The sequence below is a fragment of the Curtobacterium sp. MCLR17_034 genome, assembly GCF_003234485.1.
Classification (GTDB): Bacteria; Actinomycetota; Actinomycetes; order Actinomycetales; family Microbacteriaceae; genus Curtobacterium; species Curtobacterium flaccumfaciens.
Genome location: NZ_QKTH01000003.1, coordinates 122582 through 145487, shown reverse-complemented (window position 1 = coordinate 145487; position 22906 = coordinate 122582). Strand labels below are relative to the sequence as shown.

Annotated in this window: 12 protein-coding genes, 1 tRNA gene and 1 other RNA gene; 10 read left to right on the top strand and 4 right to left on the bottom strand. The window is 73.1% G+C overall.

The window, feature by feature from the left end; all coding sequences use genetic code 11:
* The first annotated feature begins 59 nt into the window (after positions 1 to 59).
* The 4 genes from DEI98_RS05145 (at position 60) to DEI98_RS05130 (ending at position 4758) form a co-directional block, all read left to right on the top strand.
* Positions 60 to 1424, top strand: a complete 1365-nt coding sequence (locus DEI98_RS05145) for a cystathionine beta-synthase (protein WP_111100135.1) — start codon at positions 60 to 62, stop codon at positions 1422 to 1424.
* A gap of 13 nt (positions 1425 to 1437) precedes the next feature.
* Positions 1438 to 2583, top strand: a complete 1146-nt coding sequence (locus DEI98_RS05140) for a cystathionine gamma-synthase (RefSeq protein ID WP_056070707.1) — start codon at positions 1438 to 1440, stop codon at positions 2581 to 2583.
* Between the two features lie 128 nt (positions 2584 to 2711).
* The gene (locus DEI98_RS05135) at positions 2712 to 4154 is read left to right on the top strand and encodes an MFS transporter (RefSeq protein WP_110863382.1); all 1443 of its coding nucleotides are present in this window, start codon (positions 2712 to 2714) and stop codon (positions 4152 to 4154) included.
* Between the two features lies 1 nt (position 4155).
* Positions 4156 to 4758 (top strand): substrate-binding domain-containing protein, encoded by a 603-nt coding sequence (locus tag DEI98_RS05130; protein ID WP_111100133.1) that lies wholly within the window; start codon positions 4156 to 4158, stop codon positions 4756 to 4758.
* An 11-nt stretch (positions 4759 to 4769) separates the two neighbouring features.
* Here the strand turns inward: DEI98_RS05130 and DEI98_RS05125 are convergent, their stop codons facing one another.
* Positions 4770 to 5351 (bottom strand): TetR/AcrR family transcriptional regulator, encoded by a 582-nt coding sequence (locus tag DEI98_RS05125; RefSeq protein ID WP_138803833.1) that lies wholly within the window; start codon positions 5349 to 5351, stop codon positions 4770 to 4772.
* Positions 5352 to 5578: 227 nt separating this feature from the next.
* Here DEI98_RS05125 and DEI98_RS05120 point away from each other — a divergent pair, with 227 nt between their 5' ends.
* Positions 5579 to 6835 (top strand): multidrug effflux MFS transporter, encoded by a 1257-nt coding sequence (locus DEI98_RS05120; protein WP_051596893.1) that lies wholly within the window; start codon positions 5579 to 5581, stop codon positions 6833 to 6835.
* A 41-nt stretch (positions 6836 to 6876) separates the two neighbouring features.
* A complete protein-coding gene (locus DEI98_RS05115; protein WP_111100132.1) occupies positions 6877 to 8853 on the top strand; it encodes a helicase HerA-like domain-containing protein in 1977 nt (658 codons plus the stop codon).
* 16 nt (positions 8854 to 8869) lie between these two features.
* Here the strand turns inward: DEI98_RS05115 and DEI98_RS05110 are convergent, their stop codons facing one another.
* A complete protein-coding gene (locus DEI98_RS05110; protein WP_111100131.1) occupies positions 8870 to 9511 on the bottom strand; it encodes a hypothetical protein in 642 nt (213 codons plus the stop codon).
* 300 nt (positions 9512 to 9811) lie between these two features.
* Positions 9812 to 9896, bottom strand: a tRNA-Ser gene (locus DEI98_RS05105).
* Positions 9897 to 10017: 121 nt separating this feature from the next.
* On the opposite strand from DEI98_RS05105, the gene pta reads away from it, so the two are divergent.
* A complete protein-coding gene (gene pta, locus DEI98_RS05100) occupies positions 10018 to 12126 on the top strand; it encodes a phosphate acetyltransferase (RefSeq protein ID WP_111100130.1) in 2109 nt (702 codons plus the stop codon).
* Between the two features lie 49 nt (positions 12127 to 12175).
* Entirely contained in the window at positions 12176 to 13372 is a 1197-nt protein-coding gene (locus tag DEI98_RS05095; RefSeq protein WP_027466390.1) for an acetate/propionate family kinase, read from the top strand.
* 837 nt (positions 13373 to 14209) lie between these two features.
* Here DEI98_RS05095 and DEI98_RS05090 read toward each other — a convergent pair.
* Entirely contained in the window at positions 14210 to 14884 is a 675-nt protein-coding gene (locus DEI98_RS05090; RefSeq protein WP_071405018.1) for an SDR family oxidoreductase, read from the bottom strand.
* A gap of 37 nt (positions 14885 to 14921) precedes the next feature.
* Between DEI98_RS05090 and ffs the strand changes: the two genes are divergently transcribed.
* Together ffs and DEI98_RS05080 are read left to right on the top strand one after the other, a co-directional pair.
* Positions 14922 to 15018: signal recognition particle sRNA small type (gene ffs, locus DEI98_RS05085), an RNA gene on the top strand.
* Between the two features lie 230 nt (positions 15019 to 15248).
* Entirely contained in the window at positions 15249 to 22886 is a 7638-nt protein-coding gene (locus DEI98_RS05080; protein ID WP_146243427.1) for a choice-of-anchor G family protein, read from the top strand.
* The last annotated feature ends 20 nt before the right edge of the window (positions 22887 to 22906 follow it).

Sequence of the window (22906 nt, the reverse complement as noted above, 5' to 3'; positions counted from 1 at the left end):
GTTGTCCGCGCACGACACATCCCAGCGGGACGCGGGGACCGCGTCCTAGACTCGACGCCGTGCGTTACGCGAACTCCGTCGTCGACCTCGTCGGCGACACCCCGCTCGTCAAGCTCAACCGGGTGACCGAGGGGGTGCGGGCGACCATCCTGGTGAAGGTCGAGTACCTGAACCCCGGTGGGTCGTCCAAGGACCGCATCGCCACCCGGATCATCGACGCGGCCGAGGCCTCCGGTGACCTGCGCTCCGGCGGCACCATCGTCGAACCGACCTCCGGCAACACCGGCGTCGGTCTGGCCCTGGTCGCACAGCAGCGGGGCTACCGGTGCGTCTTCGTGCTGCCCGACAAGGTCGGCGAGGACAAGCGCAACGTGCTGACGGCGTACGGCGCCGAGATCGTCGTGACCCCGACCGCGGTCGCGCCGGAGCACCCCGAGTCCTACTACTCGGTGTCGGACCGGCTCGTGCAGGAGATCCCCGGCGCCTACAAGCCGAACCAGTACGCGAACCCGAACGGTCCCCGCAGCCACTACGAGACCACCGGTCCGGAGATCTGGCGCGACACCGAGGGGCAGATCACCCACTTCGTCGCGGGCGTCGGCACCGGCGGAACTATCTCGGGCACCGGACGGTACCTGAAGGAGGCGTCCGACGGCGGCGTCCGCATCGTCGGGGCCGACCCCGAGGGGTCCGTGTACTCCGGCGGCACCGGTCGCCCGTACCTGGTCGAGGGCGTCGGCGAAGACTTCTGGCCGAGTGCTTACGACGCCGGCGTGCCGGACGAGATCATCGCCGTGTCGGACGCCGACTCCTTCGCGATGACCCGACGCCTGGCGCGTGAAGAAGGACTGCTCGTCGGCGGTTCGAGCGGCATGGCCGTCGTCGCGGCGCTCCGCGCAGCCCGCGACCTGACCGAGGACGACGTCGTCGTCGTGCTGCTGCCGGACGGCGGCCGCGGGTACCTCGGCAAGATCTTCAACGACCGGTGGATGCGCTCCTACGGCTTCGCCGAGACCGACGACGAGCGCACCGTCGGCTCGCTCATCGCCGGCAAGGACGGCCGCCTGCCCGACCTGGTGCACGCGCACCCGGCGGACACCGTGCGCGACGTCGTCGACATCATGACCAAGTACGGCGTCTCGCAGATGCCCGTGCTCAGCGCGGAGCCGCCCGTCGTCATCGGCGAGGTCGTCGGCGCCGTCGAGGAGAAGGCACTGCTCGAGCAGGTCTTCACCGGCACCGCGAAGATGTCGGACGCGCTCACCGGTTTCGTCGGCGACCCGCTGCCGCTCATCGGCGTCGGCGAATCGGTCTCCGCGGCACGTCGTGCGCTCGAGTCGGCCGACGCACTCCTCGTCGTCGAGGACGGCAAGCCCGTCACCGTGCTGACCCGGCACGACCTCCTCACCTACCTCTCCGAGTAAGGAACCACCGAGCATGACCGAGTTCAGCACCCGGGCCGTCCACGCCGGCCAGGAGCCCGACGAGACCACCGGCGCCGTCATCCCGCCGATCCACCTGACGTCGACGTACGTGCAGGACGGCGTCGGCGGCATGCGCAACGGCTACGAGTACTCGCGCGCCGGCAACCCGACGCGCGACTCGCTGCAGGTGCTCCTCGCCGACCTCGACGGGGGCGTCGCTGCGTCGTCGTTCGCGTCCGGGCTCGCCGCCGAGGACGCCCTGCTCCGCGCCGCGCTGGTCCCCGGAGGCCGTGTCGTGATGGGCAACGACGTGTACGGCGGCACCCACCGCCTGGTGAGCCGGCTGCACGTGCCGTGGGGCGTCGAGCTCGTCGTCGTCGACATGAGCGACCTCGACCAGGTCCGCGCGGCGCTGCAGGGCGCACCGGCCACCACCGTGCTGTGGGTCGAGACGCCGACGAACCCGCTCATGAAGATCGCGGACATCGCCGCGCTCGCGACCCTCGGCCACGAGTCGGGCGCCCTGGTGGTCGTGGACAACACGTTCGCGTCGCCGTACCTGCAGCAGCCGCTGTCGCTCGGTGCCGACGTCGTCGTGTACTCGACCACGAAGTACCTCGGCGGACACTCCGACGTCGTCGGCGGAGCCGTCGTGCTCGCGGACGAGGAGCTCGCGGCGAAGGTGCAGTTCCTGCAGTTCGGCGCGGGCGCGATCTCGTCGCCGTTCGACGCCTACCTGACCACCCGTGGCATCAAGACGCTCGCGGTGCGCATGGAGCGGCACTCGCGGAACGCGCAGGCCGTCGCCGAGGCGCTCGTCGTCGCGCCCGGCGTCGAGCGCGTCTACTACCCGGGCCTGCCCGACCACCCGGGGCACGACGTCGCCGCCCGCCAGATGCGCGGCTTCGGCGGGATGCTCTCGGTCGCGCTGTCCGGCGGCGCCGAGGCGGCGAAGCGGTTCGCGGAGTCGACGGAGCTGTTCGCCCTGGCCGAGTCGCTCGGTGGCGTGGAGTCGCTCATCGGGTACCCGAGCGAGATGACCCACGCGTCGGTGAAGGGCACCGAGCTGGCCGTGCCGGAGAACGTGGTCCGCCTGTCGGTGGGCATCGAGGACGCCGGCGACCTGGTGGCGGACCTGGAGCAGGCGCTGGCGCGCTGAAGCGGGCCCTGCTGCCGCGGTGACGCGGGCACTGCTGACTCGGGACTCGGGACATGGGACGCGGGACGCGGGACGCGGGACGCGGGACGCGCCACCGTGTCGTCGGCGCCCGCCCCTACGATGATCGGGTGAGCACAACGGCGTCGCGGACCAGCCTGCTGAGCGGGCCGTACGCCCTCGCGACGATCGGCATGGTCGCGATCGTCGGCGTCGCGGCGTTCCAGAACCTGGCGATGACGACGATCATGCCGGTGATCAGCCGCGACCTCGACGGCGAGACCCTGTACGCGCTCGCCTTCGCCGCGCCACTCGCCGCCGGGGTGCCCGGCATGGTCCTCGCCGGCAACTGGGCCGACCGTGCGGGCGGACGGATCGTGGCCTGGGTGTCGGCGGTGTTCTTCGCCGTGGGGACCGCCGTGGTGATGCTCGCGCCGACCATGGAGGTGTTCCTGGCGGGGCGGCTCATCGAGGGGTTCGGCGCCGGGGCCATCGACGTGGTGCTGTACGTGTTGGTCGCCCGGATCTTCCCCGCCGAGCTGCACGGACCGGTGTTCGCCGGGTTCGCCGCAGCCTGGGTCGTCCCCGCGCTGATCGGTCCCGCGCTGGCCGGCATCGTCACCGACACCTGGAACTGGCACTGGGTCTTCGCCGGGGCCCTGGTGATCGCGCTGGCGGCGTTCGTCCTGCTCGTGCCGACCCTCGGCCGGTTGCACGCCCCGGCCGCGTCGCTCCGCCCGCCGTGGCAGCGGGTCCGGATCGGGTGGTCGGTGGCGGCGGCCGTGTCGATCCTGCTGCTCAACGTGGCCCCGGACCTGACCCCGTGGGGCATGGTCGCGGCGGTCGTCGTCGGGCTGGTCGGCACCTGGTTCGCCCTGCGGCCGCTGCTGCCGACCGGGACGTTCCGCGCCGCGGCCGGGCTGCCGTCGGTCGTGCTGCTGCGCGGGCTCGTCGCCGCGTCGTTCTTCGGGAGCGAGGCGTACGTGCCGTTCCTGCTGCAGGCCGAACACGGGTTGTCGCCGTCCGCTGCGGGGCTCGCCCTGACGGTGGCGGCACTCAGCTGGGCCGCGTCGAGCTGGGCGCACGGCCGCCTGGGGGAGCGGCGGCTCACCGCCCGTCGCACCTTCGGGGTCGGGCTGACGCTGGTGCTCGTCAGCCTGGTGACCGCGCTCGCGGTCGCGACGTTCGACCTGTCGTGGTGGGTGCTGGTCGCCGGCTGGTTCGTCGGCGGCGCGGGCATGGGGGCGATCTACCCGCGCGCCTCGATGCTGACCCTGCGGTTCTCCGGCGAGGGCGACGACGGGTTCGCGAGCTCGGCCCTGACGATCGCCGATGCCGCCGGCAGCGTGATCGGTCTCGCGGTGACCGGCCTGCTCTTCACCGCGACCGGTGGCGCCGACGGCACCGTGTCGTTCCCCCTGGTGTTCGCGGCGATGATCGGGTTCGCCGCGCTGGCGATCGCGGCCGTCCGACGGCTCGGCCCCGTGCCTGCGCCGGTGACGACAGCCCCGGCAGGCCCGGGCGGAACAGTCCCGTCGCGGACTCCGTCGTCGCACGGCCCGGCCGCCGGGTAGCGTGGCAGACCGGACCGAAGAGGAGACCACCGTGCTGCGCATCGTCGCCGTGACCGTTGCCCTGGCGGCGGCCCTGACCCTGGCCGGGTGCCAGGGCACGACGTCGGCTGCCCCCACACCCGTGCAGAGCACCGACCTGACGAGCTCCGACGGGGGTTTCGACCAGCAGGCCGTGATAGGTGTCGTCCTGGTGCACGACGACGCGGCTCTCGCCGACCGGCTCCGCACCGACCTGACCGACGCCGGGTTCCGGCCGGACGTCCGGGTCGCTCCGGCATCGGGTGCAGCGGCGTTCCAGCGGACCGCGGTCGCCCAGCTCGTGCGGAAGGGGGCCAAGGCCCTGCTCGTGCATGCCGCCCGGCCGTCCGCGCTGACCGGCGTGATCCAGACCGCCCACGACGCCGGGGTCGTCGTGGTGTCCCTCGGTGATCCGCTGCCCGCGACCGGCACCGGTGGGGACGGGGTGTCCGCGGACTACCGCGTTCCGTCGGAGGGCGACGACGCCGATACCGCGGCGACGGCGGTCGACGTCGTGCAGTCCCTGCAGCGCGGCGAGAAGCCGGAGACCGACCCGACGGACGGCGACACGACGGACGCCGAGTAGGAGCGGTCCGCTCAGCTCCACCACGCGGGGAACGACAGCGTGATCGTCTCGACCAGCGCCTTCCGCGACCGACGGGGCCCGGCGAGCCAGGCCTCGATCGCCCCGACGAAGCCCTGCGCCACGAACCCCGCGGCGACGTCGTCCAGCAGGTCGGGCCGGTGGGCGGGGTCGAGCTCGCGGATGTGCAGGGCGCTCGACACCGTGAAGTGCTCGACGAGCAGCCGGTGCAGCGACGCGTCGTTCGGGTCCGGCAGCGCCTTGCCGTAGATGTCGCGGTGCGTGGTCACGTGCTCGACAACGGCGTTGATGCCGCGCCGGGTGATGGCTGCGAGCTCATCGGCCCCGGCGCCCCGGTCGGCGGCGGCTCGGCGCTCGTCGGCGTCGTCCTGCCGGATGCGGTCGAGTTCCGGCGTCAGGACGTCGGCGAGCAGCGACCCGGGGGAGACGGCGTGCGAGTAGAACGTGGCCCGGTTGATGCCGGCGGCACGCGTGACGTCGGCGACGGTGATCTCCGAGACCGGTCGGTCCGCGGCGAGTCGCAGGATCGCCTCGCGCAGCGCTGCAGTGGTGTGCAGGATCCGGGCATCCACCATGACGCCCACCCCCTTCTGATCCGCTTCACCCGGAAGGCCCCCGAGCAACCCGACGCTACCGCATGGTCCGCGCCGGGCCGAGGGGCAGCACCAGCCGCTTCACGCGGGCGGCCCGCACCGGCGGCGCCGAGCACGCACCGGCGACCGTAGGATGGTTCCGCGGACGAATCGATTCGATCGACCCGCGATCACCCCCCGCCCCCTCATCGTCGAAGGACTCCTGTCTCGTGACCGCGCCCGCCACCACCGGTTCGCTCCGGGTCGTCCTGCACCCGGGAGACTCGCTCTCCCGCGGGCAGCGGCTCGTCTACGTCTTCGTCCTGGGCGCCCTCACGGCGCTCGGTCCGTTCACGATCGACCTGTACCTGCCGGCGTTCCCGGCGATCAAGGACCAGTTCAGCGTCACCGACGGCGCGGTCCAGCTGACGCTCACCGCGACGACGCTCGGCTTCGCCATCGGGCAGCTCCTGGTCGGCCCGTGGAGTGACAAGGTGGGCCGCCGACTGCCGCTGATCATCGCGACGACGGTGCACATCGCCGCGTCGATCGGTGCCGCGACCGCGCCGGACATCGAGCTGCTCGCGGTGTTCCGCGTGCTGCAGGGCATGGGCGCCGCAGCCGGTGGTGTGGTCGCGATGGCGACGGTGCGTGACCTCTTCGGCGGCAAGCCGCTGGTGCGCATGTTGTCCCGCCTGGCGATGGTGAACGGCCTCGCACCGATCCTCGCGCCGCTCATCGGTTCGCAGATGCTGCAGTTCACCAGCTGGCGCGGCATCTTCGTCTTCCTCGCCTGCTACGGCCTGGCGGTGGTCATCGCCTCGATCCTGCTCATCGTCGAGACCCTGCCCCCGGCCCGCCGGCACGAGGCCGGGCACTCCACCATCGGCCAGCGTTACAAGGCGCTGTTCTCCGACCGGATCTTCGTCGGCGTCGCGCTCATCGGCGCCATGGTGTTCAGCGGGCTGTTCTCCTACCTCAGCGCGTCACCGTTCCTGTTCCAGCAGGTCTACGGGCTCGACGCGCAGCAGTACGGGCTGCTCTTCGCCGTCAACTCGGTCGGGGTCGTCCTCGGCGTGCAGATCTCGTCGCGGCTCGCCCAGCGGGTCGGTCCGCAGTGGATCCTGGCGTGCTCCACCGCGACCCTGCTGCTGGCGTCGCTCGCGATCATCGTCCTCGACCAGCTCGGGGCCGGTCTGGTCGGTGTGCTCGTCCCGCTGTGGTTCTTCATCGCCGCGTGCGGGTTCTCGTTCCCGCTCGTGCAGGTCATCGGTCTCGCCGCCCACGGGAAGGAGGCGGGGACAGCCGCCTCGGTGCTCGGCGCCCTGAACTTCGGCGTCGCCGGGCTCATATCGCCGGTGGTCGGTTGGCTCGGCATCACGACGGCCACCCCGATGGCGATGGTGATGGCGTCGACCGCCGCCGTCGCGATCCTGATGCTCTGGTTCGTGGTCCGTCCCCGGACGGTCCCCGCGCTCACACACTGACGACCCGGACCGCCGCGCGCTCCGGTCCCTAGGCTGTGCCCATGAGCGACGCGACGGAGCGGGCACGAGCGGCTGCCGAGGCAGCGAGACAGGCCGCCGACGAGGCACGTCGGCTCGCCGACGAAGCGGCGCGGCGAGCCGAGGAGCTCGCCGCCGCACTGGCGGCGGAGGAGCAGGCTGTCCTCACCGCGGACGCGGAACCCGCGGTCGTCGGGTCCCCGCCACCCACCGGCCTGGAGGCGCGGCTCGCGCCCGACGCGGAGCCCGCCCCTGCGGCCGCACCGGCTCCCACGACCCCTGCCGCGGCGGTCGACGCGACCGCCCCGGATCCGGTGGCGACGGCGGCGACCGGCACCGTGCCTCCCGTCCGTGCCGAAGCCGGCCCGCTCGGACCGGACGCGGTCGCGGCCATCCGTGACGGCTACGCCGTCGACGGAGGCGCGATCGAACTCGGTGCCCTGGTCAACGGCGCAGCGGTGCCCGAGGTGCAGGTCCGGATCCCGCTCGCGATGCTGAACCGGCACGGGCTGGTGGCCGGGGCGACCGGCACCGGCAAGACCCGCACGCTGCAGGTGCTCGCCGAGCAGATCGCGGCGAACGGGGTGCCGGTGTTCGCCGCCGACGTGAAGGGCGACCTGTCGGGCCTGGCCGTCGCGGGGCAGGCGAACGACAAGCTGCTCGACCGCACCGCGGGCATCGGCCAGCAGTGGCAGGGCGTCGCGAGCCAGGCCGAGCTGTTCTCGCTCGGCGGGCAGGGCACCGGCGTGCCGATCCGCGCCACCGTCTCGGGCTTCGGGCCGCTGCTGCTGTCGAAGGTGCTCGGGCTGAACGACACGCAGGAGTCCTCGCTCGGGCTGGTGTTCCACTACGCCACGCAGCAGGGCCTGGCGCTGGTGGACCTCGACGACCTGCGGAGCGTGCTGACGTTCCTGGTGAGCGAGCAGGGCAAGGGCGAGCTCGCCGAGCTCGGGGGCCTGTCGAAGCAGACCGCCGGGGTGATCCTGCGGGAGCTCGTCACCTTCGCCGACCAGGGGGCCGACCAGTTCTTCGGCGAGCCCGAGATCGACACGCAGGTGTTCCTGCGGACGGCGGCGGACGGGCGGGGGATCGTCAGCCTGCTCGAGGCGCCCGGGGTGCAGGACCGGCCGGAGGTCTTCTCGACGTTCCTGATGTGGCTGCTGGCGGACCTGTTCAACGAGCTGCCGGAGGTCGGCGACCAGGACGAGCCGAAGCTCGTGTTCTTCCTGGACGAGGCGCACCTGCTGTTCACCGGGGCGTCGAAGGACTTCACCGAGCAGATCGTGCGGACCGTGCGGCTCATCCGGTCGAAGGGTGTCGGGGTCTTCTTCGTGACGCAGACCCCGAAGGACGTGCCGAACGACGTGCTGGCGCAGCTCGGGTCGCGCATCCAGCACCAGCTCCGCGCCCACACCCCGGACGACGCGAAGGCGCTCCGGGCGACGGTGTCGACCTACCCGACGAGCGACTACGACCTGGGCGAGGTGCTCACGTCGCTCGCGACCGGCGAGGCCATCGTCACGGTGATGAACGAGCGGGGCGCGCCGACCCCCGTCGCGTGGACCCGGCTGCGCGCACCCCAGGGGTCGATGGACCCGATGCCGGCCGACGAGATGGCCGCACGGGTGCAGGCCTCACCGCTCCTGGCGACCTACGGCACCCGCGTCGATCCGGACTCGGCCCGCGAGGTGCTCGCGCGCCGGATGGAGGCGGCGGCCGCTGCTTCCGACGCCGCCTCGGCAGCCGACGCGGCGGCCGCCGCCGCGGCGGACGCGTCGGCGGATGCCCAGCAGGAGTACGAGCGGCAGCAGCGGGAGTTCGAGCGGGCCGAGCGAGCGTCGGAGGCGCGGCGCTCCGGTCGGTCGGGCGGGACACAGCGGTCCGGCACGCGGCGATCCGCGGGGGACCCGCTGTCGGACCTGCTCGGCTCCGGGCTGGGTGGGACCATCGCGAAGGAAGTGGTGCGCGGGATCTTCTCGACGCTGCGGCGTCGGCGCTGACCGGTCCGCCGGTGGGTCAGCGGGCGTTGAGGCCGGCGAACTCGACGGCGAGCAACCCGCCGACGACCAGCACGACGAGGCCGCCGACGAGCAGGAACGCCGACCGCTGCTCGTACCAGGCGCGGCTCGTCGGGTAGCGCTTCGCGAAGGTGCGGGCGGAGACCGGCCGCGACTCTTCGACGACCTGCACGCCGAGCGCGTCGACGACCCGGTCGAGCCCATCGTCCCCCCACACGTCGGCGCGGAGCCGGAAGAGGTGGGTGCCGGTCCGGTCGAAGGCGACGAGTTCCCGGACGGTCCGGTCCACCGACGATCCGAAGGTCGTGGCGAGCACCAGGCTGTGCACGCGCTCGCGGGGGACCCGCCGGTGCGCCGTGAGGACCCCGCGGATCGTCAGGCCGTCGTCGTCGATCCCGATGAACGCGGTGTGCAGCCGGACGAACACGATGCCGACGGCCGCGGCCATCGCGACGACGACGCCGGCGAACACGGCCCACGTGCGGAACGGGAACGAGACCCAGACCAGGGCGACGGCGAGCGGCACGGCCGAGAAGGCGATGCTCAGCGCGGTGGAACGGACGAGGGACCGGCGCGGACGGAGGACCGTGTCGAAGACGGCGGGTCGCACGGGCACTGCGGGCACGGTGGTGTCCCCCATGGCGCGTCTCCTCGTCCCCTCGGGTGTTCCGGGCACGCTGACCAGCACGCCCTCCGAGCGACGCCCCTGCCGCTCGATGCACCGCGGTCGGCTCGTCCCGGAGCCGTTCGCTCCGCCAGCATAGGCGACCGACGGGTACCGGGGACAGCCCGTTCCACCCCTGGTGGGCGTTTCCCGGCCAACCGAGGGCGAACAGGGCACGCGCTCGTCCGCAGGGTGGGGGACCGATCGCCCGTGGAACGACGAAGGACCCGCACCGATCGGTGCGGGTCCTTCGTGGTGGTTCGGCCTTGCTCGCTGCGGAGAATGGGGGATTCGAACCCCCGAGGGCTTGCACCCAACACGCTTTCCAAGCGTGCGCCATAGGCCACTAGGCGAATTCTCCTGACGCCGTCTCGCGACGGCGACACCCAATGGTACAGGTTCTGCGCGGTGCTCACGACCGCGTGTCGTCGGTGCCGGTGCTCCCAGATGTCGTGACATGTCCGGCGACTACCCTGGGCCTCGTGTCGACCCGCATCTACATCACGTCAGCAGAAGGGCACACGGGCAAGAGCACCGTCGCCCTCGGTGTCCTCGAGACCCTCGCCCGGTCCGTCGGCCGCGTCGGCGTGTTCCGGCCCGTCGCCAGATCGGTCGTCGAACCCGACTACGTGCTCGAGCTGCTGCTGCAGCACACGGCCGTCGGCATCTCGTACGACGACGCGGTCGGGGTCACCTACGACGACGTGCACGCTGACCCCGAGGCGGCGCTCGGCACCATCGTCACCCGGTTCGCCCAGGTCGAGCGGCAGTGCGACGCAGTCGTGGTGCTCGGGTCCGACTACACCGACGTGGGCAGCCCCACCGAGCTGTCCTTTAACGCGAAGGTCGCTGCGAACCTCGGCGCTCCGGTGCTCCTCGTGCTGGGTGGCCGCGACGCCGCCGAACGTGCGGCCCGCACCCCCGAGGGCATGGCGCAGGTGGCGGACGTCACGACGAGCGAGCTGCGGGCGGCACACGCGCAGCTGTTCGGTGTCGTGGTGAACCGTGCCGACCCGGACGCCCTCGCCGCCATCGTGACGAGCGTCGAGCAGGCCGTGCACGACGACCACCCGGACGTGCCGGTGTGGGCGATCCCCGAGGACCGCGTGCTCGTCGCCCCGACGGTCCGCGCCCTGCTGCAGGCCACCGGCGCCACGCTGGTCCGCGGTGACGACGCCCTGCTCGACCGCGAGGCCCTCGGCACCGTCGTCGCGGGCATGAGCATGGAGAACGTGCTGCCCCGGCTGATCGAGGGCGGCATCGTCGTCGTCCCGGGTGACCGGAGCGACGTCCTCATCGCCACGCTGCTCGCCAACCAGTCCGAGACGTTCCCGAGCCTGGCCGGCGTCATCCTGAACGGCGGGTTCGAGATCGCCCCGCAGGTGTCGCGGTTGCTCGAGGGCCTGTCGAGCTCGCTGCCGATCGCGCAGAACGACCTCGGCACGTACGACACCGCCCTCCGGATCACCCAGACCCGTGGCCGCCTGGCCGCCGACTCGCCCCGGAAGGCGGACCTCGCGCTCGCCCTGTTCGAGCAGCACGTCGACGCCGAGGCCCTGCGCGACCGCCTGCAGCTCGCCCCGTCCGGAGTCGTCACCCCGCTCATGTTCGAGCACGGCCTGCTCGACCGGGCGCGCAGCTACGGCAAGCGCATCGTCCTGCCCGAGGGCGAGGACGACCGCATCCTCCGCGCCGCCTCCACCCTGCTGCAGCGCCAGGTCTGCGAGCTGACGATCCTCGGCGACCCCGCGGCCATCCGCACGCGGGCGACCGAGCTCGGCCTCGACCTCGAGGCCGCGCAGCTCGTCTCGCCGTTCGACCCCGAGCTGCGTGAGCGCTTCGCCGAGGAGTACACCCGGCTCCGCGCACACAAGGGGATGTCGATCGAGCTCGCCCGCGACACCGTCACCGACGTCTCGTACTTCGGCACGATGATGGTGCAGCTCGGGCTCGCCGACGGCATGGTCTCCGGCGCGAAGCACACCACCGCGCACACCATCCGGCCGTCGTTCGAGATCATCAAGACCCGTCCGGACACCTCGATCGTGTCGAGCGTGTTCCTGATGGCCCTCGCCGACCGCGTGCTCGTCTACGGCGACTGCGCGGTGATCCCGGACCCGACGAGCGAGCAGCTCGCTGACATCGCGATCTCGTCCGCCGAGACCGCGACCCAGTTCGGCATCGACCCCCGCGTCGCGATGCTCAGCTACTCCACCGGCGACAGCGGCTCCGGCGCCGACGTCGACAAGGTGCGCGCCGGCACGGCGTTCGTGCGGGAACGCCGGCCCGACCTGCTCGTCGAGGGCCCGATCCAGTACGACGCCGCGGCCGACCCGACGGTCGCGTCGACGAAGATGCCGGACTCCCCGGTCGCGGGTCGCGCAACGGTGTTCATCTTCCCGGACCTCAACACGGGCAACAACACGTACAAGGCCGTGCGGCGCTCGGCCGGCGCCGTGGCGATCGGCCCGGTCCTGCAGGGCCTGCGCAAGCCGATCAACGACCTGTCGCGCGGCGCCCTGGTGGGCGACATCGTGAACACCGTCGCGATCACCGCGATCCAGGCCGGCACCGCGACCGACGCGGCCTGACCGCCCGACCCGCACCGCGCCTCCAGGCCCGACAGAAAGTGACCACCCCGTGACCGCAGCCCTCGTCGTCAACTCCGGCTCGAGTTCGTTCAAGTACCAGCTCATCGAACTCGAGGACGAGCGCACGCTCGCCTCCGGGCTCGTCGAGCGCATCGGCGAGTCCGCCGGGGCCTGGAAGCACACCAACGCGCTGACGGGGGAGTCGTCGTCCAACGACGCCGCGTCGGTGCCCGACCACGCGGCCGGGTTCCAGGCGATGATCGACGCGTTCGCGAAGGTCGGGCCGTCGTTCGACGAGCACCCGCCCGCCGTCGTCGGCCACCGCGTCGTGCACGGCGGCACCACCTTCGACCGTGCGACGGTCGTCACGGACCAGGTCGAGCAGCAGATCGAGGACCTCAACAGCCTCGCGCCGCTGCACAACCCCGCGAACCTCGAGGGGATCCGCGCCGCGAAGCAGGTCTTCTCGGACGTCCCGCACGTCGCCGTGTTCGACACCGCGTTCCACCAGACCATGCCCCCGCACGCGTACACGTACGCGATCCCCGCCGACCTGGCCGCCGAGTACGGGATCCGCCGATACGGCATGCACGGCACCAGCCACAAGTACGTCTCCGAGCAGGCCGCGGAGTTCCTCGACCGGCCGCTCGCCGAGCTCAAGACGATCGTGCTGCACCTGGGCAACGGCGCCTCGGTCGCGGCGATCGACGGCGGCAAGTCCATCGAGACCTCGATGGGCCTCACCCCGCTCGAGGGGCTCGTCATGGGCACCCGCTCCGGTGACCTCGACCCCGCGGTGCTCATCCACCTGCACCGCGAGGCCGGGATGACCTTCGACGAGCTCGACACCATGCTCAACAAGCGGTCCGGCCTGCTCGGCCTGACCGGCAACGGTGACATGCGCGACGTGCAGGACGCCGCCACCAAGGGCGACGAGCAGGCGGAGGCGGCGCTCGCCGTGTACCGCCACCGCATCCGTCGGTACGTGGGTGCCTACACGGCGCAGCTCGGCGGGCTCGACGCGGTCGTGTTCACCGCGGGGGTCGGCGAGAACAACGCGCTGCTGCGGCGGCGTGTGCTCGCGGGGCTCGAGCACCTGGGCATCGAGATCGATCCGGACCGGAACGAGCTGGCATCGCGGGACGCCCGCCGCATCTCCACCGACGGCTCACGGGTCGCGGTGCTCGTGATCCCGACGAACGAGGAGCTGGAGATCGCCCGGCAGTCGGCTGCGGTCGCGCTCTGACGCGTGGCGCCGTGCCGCCGCGTGACGCGGCGTCGGGGCGTCGGGGCGTCGGGGCGTTGCGACGGCACGGTGCGGTGTTCGTGGGCTGGTGCGGGGTTGCCTGGTGGGTGCGCGCTTGCAGCGCGGCACGGGGCGCGGAAGTCCGCACGGGGTGAGCAGGTGCGCACGGTGCGGACGGGAGGCGCGGGGCGGGCTGGCTCCGTGCCTCCGGTCCGTCCGTGGGTCGCGTCCGGCGCATGGTGCGGCGTTCGTCGGTGGGTGCGGGGTTGCCTGTTGGGTGCGCCCTTGCAGCGCGGCACGGGGCGTGGAAGTCCGCACGGGGTGAGCAGGCGCGCACGGTGCGGACGGGAGGCACGGGGCGGGCTGGCGCCGTGCCTCCCGTCCGCCCGTGGGTCGCGTCGCGGCGCACGGTGCGGCGTTCGTCGGCTGGTGCGGGGTTGCCTGTTGGGTGCGCGCTTGCAGCGCGGCACGGGGCGTGGAAGTCCGCACGGGGTGAGCAGGCGCGCACGGTGCGGGGGCGCCTGGTGGGTGCGCGCTTGCAGCGCGGCACGGGGCGCGGAAGTCCGCACGGGGTGAGCAGGTGCGCACGGTGCGGACGGGAGGCACGGGGCGGCCTGGCTCCGTGCCTCCGGTCCGTCCGTGGGTCGCGTCGCGGCGGCACGGTGCGGCGTTCGTCGGCTGGCGCGGGGTTGCCTGGTGGGTGCGCGCTTGCAGCGCGGCACGGGGCGCGGAAGTGCGCACGGGGTGAGCAGGGGCGCACGGTGCGCGGCCCGGCACCTTCGGCGAGGAGCTCGCACGGTGTGACGAAGCGCGCACGGTGCGGGCGGCACCGACGGGTCAGGTGAGCGCGTTCAGCGCCGCCGGGATCGGGGTATCGCCGCTGGTGACCTCGAACTGCACGCCGACCGCGGCGTCGTCGAGCAGGGCGTGCAGGACGACGGTCGCGACATCCGCGCGGGGGATCGAGCCGCGCGGCACCGTCCGGCCGACGTGGACCGTGCCCTGCGGCGGCGTGTCGAGCAGGCCGCCGGGACGCACGATCGTCCAGCGGAGGCGTCGGGCCCGCAGGTTCGCGTCCGCCTCGGCCTTCGCCCGCAGGTAGACCTGGAACACCGCGGCGTCGTCCTGCGCTGGCACGACGGCGAGCTCGGGGTCGTAGGTGTCGGCCGCCATCGCGGAGATCATCACGTACCGCTCGATGCCGGCACGCTCGGCGGCGTCGGCGAGCAGGATCGCACCGTCGCGGTCGACGGTGAGCTTCCGTTCGGCGCCGCTGTTCGGCCCGGCACCGGCGGCGAACACCACGGCATCGACACCGCGCAGGCGGAGCGCGAGGTCGTCGTCGCCGAGCTGCTCCAGGTCTGCGACGATCGCACGCGCCCCCTGTTGCTCGACGTCGGCCACGTGCGCGGGGTTGCGGACGATCGCGACGGCATCGTGGCCGGCGTCGGTGATCTGGCGGGCGAGGAGCAGGGCGATCTGGCCGTGTCCTCCGGCGATGGCGATCTTCATGTGTTCGAGTCTGCCCGTCGCGTCCGGTAGACTTCTCGGCGGCTCCTCACGTGACGCCATCCAGGCCAACTCCCCCAGGGCGGAAACGCAGCAAGGGTAACCAGGCTCTGGCGGGTGCGTGAGGAGTCTTCTTCGTTCCGGGTCGAGTCGGCTCCCCGGTGTCCCCCCGTTCGGGAGGTCTCGCGTCCTTTTTCGTCGATGCTTGCGGACAGCTTCCTGATCATGTGTAAAGATCTGCCTCAGGAATCCCCAACCAGGGTTCCGACCCTCCACCGCCTCACCAGCGGAGGAGCCTCCGCCGCCTCACCAGCGGTGGATTCCGAGGATCAGGTGGCGGGCGCGCCCGCCAGGAAAAGAGACACGCATGCGCAGGCACGCGTCGCTGCCCGGTACCCCCGTACCCTCCGCAGCGGACGAACGGACACGACGGATCACCCGCGCCGATGGCCGAGCTCGAGGACGAGCGACGGACGGTCGGCGGCTCCTCCTGCGCGGCGGCGTCGTCGCCACGGTGACGGCGCTCATCGCCGCCACCGTGGCGATCCAACCCGCTGCGGCCGCCCAGACCGACGTCGCCGAGGCCGAGGGGCTGCTGCTCAGCGGCTCCGGCATCGTGAACGCCGACGCGGTCGCCCAGCTCGGCGGCGCGTACTCCGCGCGGGGCGCGACCGCGGGCGGCGGCATCACGAACCAGCCGCTCAACCTGACGGCGCTCAACGCGGTCGGGGTGAACCTCGGCAATGATGTCAACCTGCTGGGCCCGAACGGCATCCTGACCCTCGGCGTCGACGGTCAGTACGCCACGACCTCGGCCACGGGTGCGACCGCGTCGTCGGGGCTCCTGACGAACGACGGCGGCATCGGGGTCGGCACGGGGTCCGGCACCGGCGCCGCGACGCTCGACCTCAACCCGCTGTTCTCGCGCGTCGGCGCCGACACCACGGTGCTGTCGAACGCGCAGCTGCGGGTCGGGGCCCTGGCGTCCCGGATCCAGGCGACGCGCGGCACCACCGTCGGGACGACGACGGACTACCGGATCGCCGGCGCGGACCTGAACCTGACGAGCCCGGCCATCGCCGGACTCAGCACCGCGCTCCGGAACGACCTGCGCACCTTCTCGGGCACGGTGAACTCCGCGGTCGGCGCGAACGGTGCCCTCTCCGGCACCACGACCGCCCTGACCGCCGACATCCAGCGGCTGCTCCGTGGCACGACCCTCGGCCTGGTGAACGTCAACGGCACGAACGTCACCGCGACCGTGGACCTGAACCTCGACGACACCCTGACCCGGGTCCTGCAGGAACCCCTGACCGACGGCGCCGTGACGATCACACCGGCGACGGGCGCGATCACGGTCGACCTCGACCAGCTGACCACGCTGAACGGCCAGCCGGCGAACACGTCGGTACTGACCGAGGCGGCCGTGAGCTCGATCAACCGGAGCATCACGACGATCCTCGGCACCCAGCTGCCGACGGCCCTGCAGACCGCGGTCGTCAACACGATCAACTCGACCGCCGTGCGGGTGAACGTCACCGCGAACGTCAACGCGGCCGGCCTCCCGCTCGCCGGACTCGCGCTGCGCGCGGACACCACGCTCGGCGCCCTCGCCGGCACGTCCCCTGCCACTGCGACGGTGACCGCGACCGGTGGCCCCCTCGGCCTGAACGCGCTCGGCACCCTGCTCGCCCCGGCGGTCAACACCGTCGTCGTCCCGGCACTGCAGACCATCGTGCGTCCCCTGGTCACGGGCACGGCCCTGACGAACCTCGGCACGACGCTCACGGCGACGACCTCGGCCGTCTCCACCCTGCTGAGCCCCGTCGTGCTGCTGCTCCGTCAGGTCGTCGACCTCACCGTGAACGCGCAGGACACCACGGGCTTCCGGGACCCCCGCGGGTACGACACCGGATCGCGGAGCGTGCACGCCCTGCGGCTCTCCGTGCTCCCCGGGGTGAACGTCGCCACCGTGGACCTCGCCACCTCGACCGTGCGCGCCACGGCGTTCGCGGCTCCGACCATCACGGCACCCACGGCCGGACAGCAGTTCACGGTGCCGTCGGCGACCTCGACCCGCAGCGTCGTCGTGAGCGGGGCCGGAGAGCCCGGCGCCAGCGTGGCCGTCAGCCTCGGCGGGGACCGGACCGGCACCGCGACCGTCGCTGCCGACGGGACCTGGACGACGACCATCGCCGCCGTCCCCACCGGTGCGTACACCGCGACCGCGACCCAGACGGTCGGCGGCACCGCAGCAGGCACCGCGACGCAGGAGTTCTCCGTCGTCGCCCAGCGTGCACTGACGATCACCACCCCCACGGCCGGTCAGACCTTCACCACCACGGGGGAGACCGCCCCGGTCACCCTGACGGGCACCGCGACGGCGAACGCGCGCATCAGCGTCGACCTGGGCGGCGGCGTGACCGCGACGGGCACGGCGGACGACGCCGGCGCCTGGAGCGTCACCGTCCCCGAGGTCCCGGTGGGCGAGCAGACGGCGAGCGTCACGCAGACCGTCGGCGACACGACCTCGGCACCCGTCACCCGGTCCTTCCGGGTCGTGGCCGCGGCCGGCCTGACCGTCGACACCCCCACGGCGGACCAGGACTTCCCGCTCGCCGGAGACACCCGGTCCGTCCCGTTCTCCGGCAGCGCACAGGCCGGTGCCCGCGTCGACGTCGACCTCGGTGACGGCCTGGCCGCCACCACCCGCGCGAACGCCGACGGCACCTGGTCGACGAGCGTCACGGACGTCCCGGCCGGGGAGTACTCGGCCGAGGTCACCCAGACCGTCGGCGGCACCACGAGCGCCGCGGTCACCCGGGACTTCACCGTGACGGCGGCCCCCGCGCTCACCATCGACGAGCCGACCGACGGCAGCACCATCACCGTCGCCGACGACAGCTCGACCACCCCGGTGACGGTGTCCGGCTCGGCGGCCCCGAACGCCCGGGTCACCGTCGGCATCGGTGGTTCGTTCGCCGCCGCGGTCACCGCCGACGAGGACGGTGCCTGGACGACGACCTTCGCCGACGTCCCGGTCGGGGAGCGCACCGTCACGGCGCGTCAGAGCGTCGACGGCACCACGTCCGGCCCGGTGGAGACCACCTTCACCGTCGAGGCGGGCGACCCGCTCGCGACCACCGAGCCCGAGGACGGCGACGTCGTCACCGTCCTCGACGCCGACACCACCACCGACCTCGACCTGGCCGGCACGGCCGAGGCCGGCGCCGAGGTGCGGGTCTCGCTCGGCGACGGACTGACCGCCACCACGACGGCCGACGACGACGGCACCTGGACGCTGACCGTCACCGACGTCCCGGTCGGTCGGTACACGATCTCGGCGACGCAGACCGTCGGCGGGACCACCTCGCCGGCCGTCCGCCAGGTCGTCACGGTGCAGGCGGGCGCCCCGCTCGCCGTCACCGCTCCGGCGCAGGACGCCACCGTCACGGTCGCCACCGACGACTCCGTCGTCGACGTCACCGTGCGGGGCACCGCGCAGCCCGGCGCCCGCATCGAGGTCGTCCTGGACGACGGCGACGCGGTGTCCACCACCGCGAACCCGCAGGGGGCCTGGTCGGTGGTCCTCACCGACGTCGGCACCGGCGACCACACCGCGACGGTCACCCAGACCGTCGACGGTGCGACCTCGGCACCGGTCGACCGTGACTTCGCGGTCGAGGCCGGCGACGAGCTCGTCATCGTGGCACCGGGTGACGCCCAGCAGGTCCCCGCCGGCACCGGCGGGCAGGCCAACGTGGTCGTCCGCGGCACCGCGGAGCCCGGCGCGACCGTCGCCGTCACGATCGACGAGGGCGACCCCGTCGAGGTCGTCACGGACACGGCCGGCAACTGGGAGCTCCCGACCACGCAGCTCGGCATCGGTGAGCACACCGTCGAGGCCGTGCAGACCGTGAACGGCACCGACGGCCCGGTGGTCACGCGTGACTTCACCGTGGTCCCCGGCAACGCCATCGTCATCGACACCCCGGCGAGCGGCGCACGCTTCGTCGTGGTCGACGCCGACGCCACCGCGACCGTCCGGATCACCGGCACGGCCGAGCCCGGCGCCGCGGTGACCGTCTCGGTCGGCCCCGGCACCCGGTTCACCACCACGGCTGACGACGACGGACGCTGGGCGGTCGACGCCACCGGTCTCGCCCCGACCGGCGTGTACACGGCGTCCGCGAGCCAGGAGGTCGAGGACGTCGTGACGAGCGCCGTCCCGATCACCTTCGAGGTCGTCACGGCCAACGCGCTGACGATCACCGGTCCGGCCACGGACCCGATCACGGTCGCCGGACCGGACGTCGTGCGCGACGTCACGGTCACCGGCACCGGCCAGCCCGGCGCCGCGGTCACGGCGACCCTCGCCGGCTCCGAGGGCCAGGAGACGACGGTCGGTGCCGACGGCACGTGGTCGGTCACGTTCCCCGACCTCGGTGTCGACGAGCACCAGGTCACGGTCACCCAGACCCTGGCCGGCACCGTCTCCGACCCGCGCACCTCCGACCCCGTCGAACGCACGGTCACGATCGAGGCTGCCGACGCCGTCACGATCACCGCACCGGGGACCGACGTGGTCCTCCTCGTGCCGGACGCCGACGCGACGCGCGACGTCGTGGTCACGGGTTCGGCGGAGCCGGGCGCGCCGGTGACGGTGCGACTCGGCGACGACGAGGCGACCACCACCGCGGACGCGGACGGCGACTGGACGGTCACGTTCGGTGGGGTCGGTGTCGGCACCCCGACGCTCACCGCCAGCCAGACGGTCGGCGGGACCACCGCCTCCAGTCCGGACCAGACCGTCACCGTGCGGGCCGGAACCGCGCTCGCCATCGTGACCCCGGAGGACGGTGACGTCCTGACGGTCGCCGACACGTCCGGCACCGCCGACGTCGAGGTGACCGGTCGGGCGCAGCCCGACGCCGAGGTGACGGTCCGGATCTCGACCGGCGAGACCGAGACGGTGACCGCGGACGAGGACGGCCGGTGGGAGACCACCTTCCAGGACGTCCCGGTCGGTGACCACCGCGTCACCGCGACGCAGGTCGTCGGCGGGCAGACCTCGACGCCGGTGACGGCGGGGGTGTCGGTCCGTGCCGGAGCCCCGCTCGTCGTGTCCACCCCGCGGGGTGCCACCACCGTCACGGTGGCGGACGACGACGCCGCCACCGGGGTCGACTTCGCGGGCACCGGTGAGCCGGGCGCGACCGTCACGGTCGACCTCGGCGACGGCGGGACCGCCACGGCGACCGTGGACGAGGACGGCCGCTGGGCGACCACGGTCGAGGACGTGCCGACCGGCTCGTTCACGGCCTCGGTCACGCAGGCCCTGAACGGCACCACGAGTGCCGCGGTCGAACGACCGGTGTCCGTGGTCGCCGCCGCGGACCTCACCATCCGTGAGCCCGGTGACGACCCCATCACGGTGGCCGACGGCGACGCGACGACGACCGTGACGGTCGCCGGTGACGCCCAGCCCGGCGCCACGGTGACGGTCACCGTCGACGACCGCGACCCCGTCGAGGTCACCGCCGGTGACGACGGCTCGTGGAGCGTCGACGTGCCGGACCTCGGTGTCGGCGAGCACACCGTCGAGGTGACGCAGACCGTCGACGGCTCGACTTCGACCACCCCGGTCGAGACGACGTTCGAGATCGACGCGGGTGCGCCCGTCGTCATCACCGAGCCGACGGCCGGCCAGGAGTACACGGTCGCCGACGGGGACGGCACGACGACGGTCGACGTCGCCGGCACCGCCGAGCCGGGCGCGACCATCGTGGTCGACCTGGGCGACGGTCGCACCGAGTCGACCACCGCGGACGACGACGGCGCGTGGAGCGTCTCGGTCCCCGGTGTGCCGGCCGGCACGACGACCGTGAGCGTCACGCAGCGCATCGACGGCACCGAGTCCGCGCCGGTGACGGTGGACGTCCGCGTCCTCGTCGCCGACCCGATCACGATCGCCACCCCGGCGGACGGCACCACGATCCGGGTCGCCCAGCGCGACTCCGTCGCGACCCTCACCGCCGCGGGGGCCGCCGAGCCCGGTGCCGAGGTCCGTGTCACGATCGACGGCGGCGACGCCCGGACCGTGACCGCGACCGACGCCGGCACCTGGAGCGTCGAACTGCCGGACACCACCGTCGGCGAGCACACGATCCGTGCGACCCAGACGGTCGACGGCTCGACGTCCGCGGTGGTGCGCAGCACCTTCACCGTGGCACCCGGTGCCGCGCTGACGGTCACCGCCCCGGCCGACGACACCACGTTCACCGTGCCGAGCACCGACCCCACCGCGACCGTCCCGGTCGGTGGCGAGGGTCAGCCCGGCGCGACGGTCCGCGTCGTCCTCGACGACGCCGACCCGGTCGTGGTCCGTGTCGGCACCGACGGGCGGTGGGAAACCACGCTGACCGACGTGCCGGCGGGGGACCACACGCTCGTCGTCACCCAGGTCGTGAACGGCACGACGTCCGATGCGATCGAGCGGGACGTGACCGTCGTGGCCGCCGCCGCGGACGCGATCGTCGTGACCAGCCCGGCCGACGGCACCGACCACCGGGTGCTCGGCGGTTCGACCGACGTGCGGGTGACCGGCACCTCGGCACCGAACGCCGCCGTCTCGGTCCGCATCGACGACGGCACCGCGGTCACCACGACCGCGGACGACGACGGTACGTGGTCCGTGACGGTGCGGGACGTCGACGAGGGATCCCACACGATCGCCGCCAGCCAGACGGTCGACGGTGTCACCACCGACGCTCCGCAGGTCGGCTTCACCGTGACGGCCGCGACGCCGGTCGTCATCTCGAGCCCGACCGACGGCCAGGCGTTCCCGACCACGGGGTCGACGACGTCGGTCCCGGTGAGCGGCACCGCCGAGCCCGGTGCGACCGTCACGGTCGACGTCGACGGCCGGACCGCCACGACGACCGCCGGCGACGACGGTTCGTGGACGGTCACGATCGGTGGCGTGCCGCTCGGGGACCACACCGTTTCGGTGACGCAGACGGTCGGCGGTCGGACCTCCGACCCGGTGACCGCCGACGTCACGGTCGTCGCTGCGCAGGAGACGGGCATCGTCATCACGAGCCCCGACCCCGGGCAGCTGATCCAGGCGGACGGCTTCGGAGACACCGGCTCGTTCACGGTGACCGGTCAGGCCACCCCCGGCGCCGCGGTGACGGTGACCCTGTCCACCGGGCAGGTCCGCACCACCACCGCCGACGACGAGGGTGCATGGAGCGTCGTGTTCGAGCGCGTCCCCGAGGGGGAGTGGACGATCAGCGCCACGCAGTCGGTGAACGGCACGACCTCGGCAGCGCCGCAGGTGCCGATCGTGGTCGACACCCTGGAGCCGCTCGCGGTCACCTCGCCGACACCGGGTTCGCAGTACATGGCCGACGAGGACGGTGACCACGACCTGATGGTCACGGGCACCGCCGAGCCCGGCGCGACCGTCACCGTGCAGCCGATGGGCCGCGACGCCGTCGCCACGACGGCCGACGAGGACGGCGAGTGGTGGGTCATGGTGGCGCTGCCGGTCGGCGGTCACATGCTGCGCGTCACCCAGTCGGTCGGCGGGTTCACCTCGCAGGCGCAGATGCTCCGCGTCATGGTGATGGACGACGCCGTCGACCCGGAGGAGCCGGGCACGCCCGGCACCCCGGGGACGCCCGGAACGCCTGGGACGCCCGGGGCCCCCGGAACGCCTGGGACGCCCGGGACCCCCGGAACGCCGGGTGCACCCGGGACGCCGGGGACCGGCGGCGGCTCCGGCACCGGGACCGGGACCGGCACCGGCATCGGCGGTGGCTCCGGGAACGGCTCCGGCGCCGGGATCGGTGGCTCCGGCAACGGCACCGGTGCCCTCGCCTGGACCGGCGCCGACGTCGTCCCGATCGCCGGCACCGCGGCGGGCCTGGTGGCCCTCGGGTTCCTGCTGCTGGGGCTCTCCCGCCTCGCCGGCAGGCTCCGTCGCCGCACCCGCGGCTGAGTCCGCACCAGCGTCACACA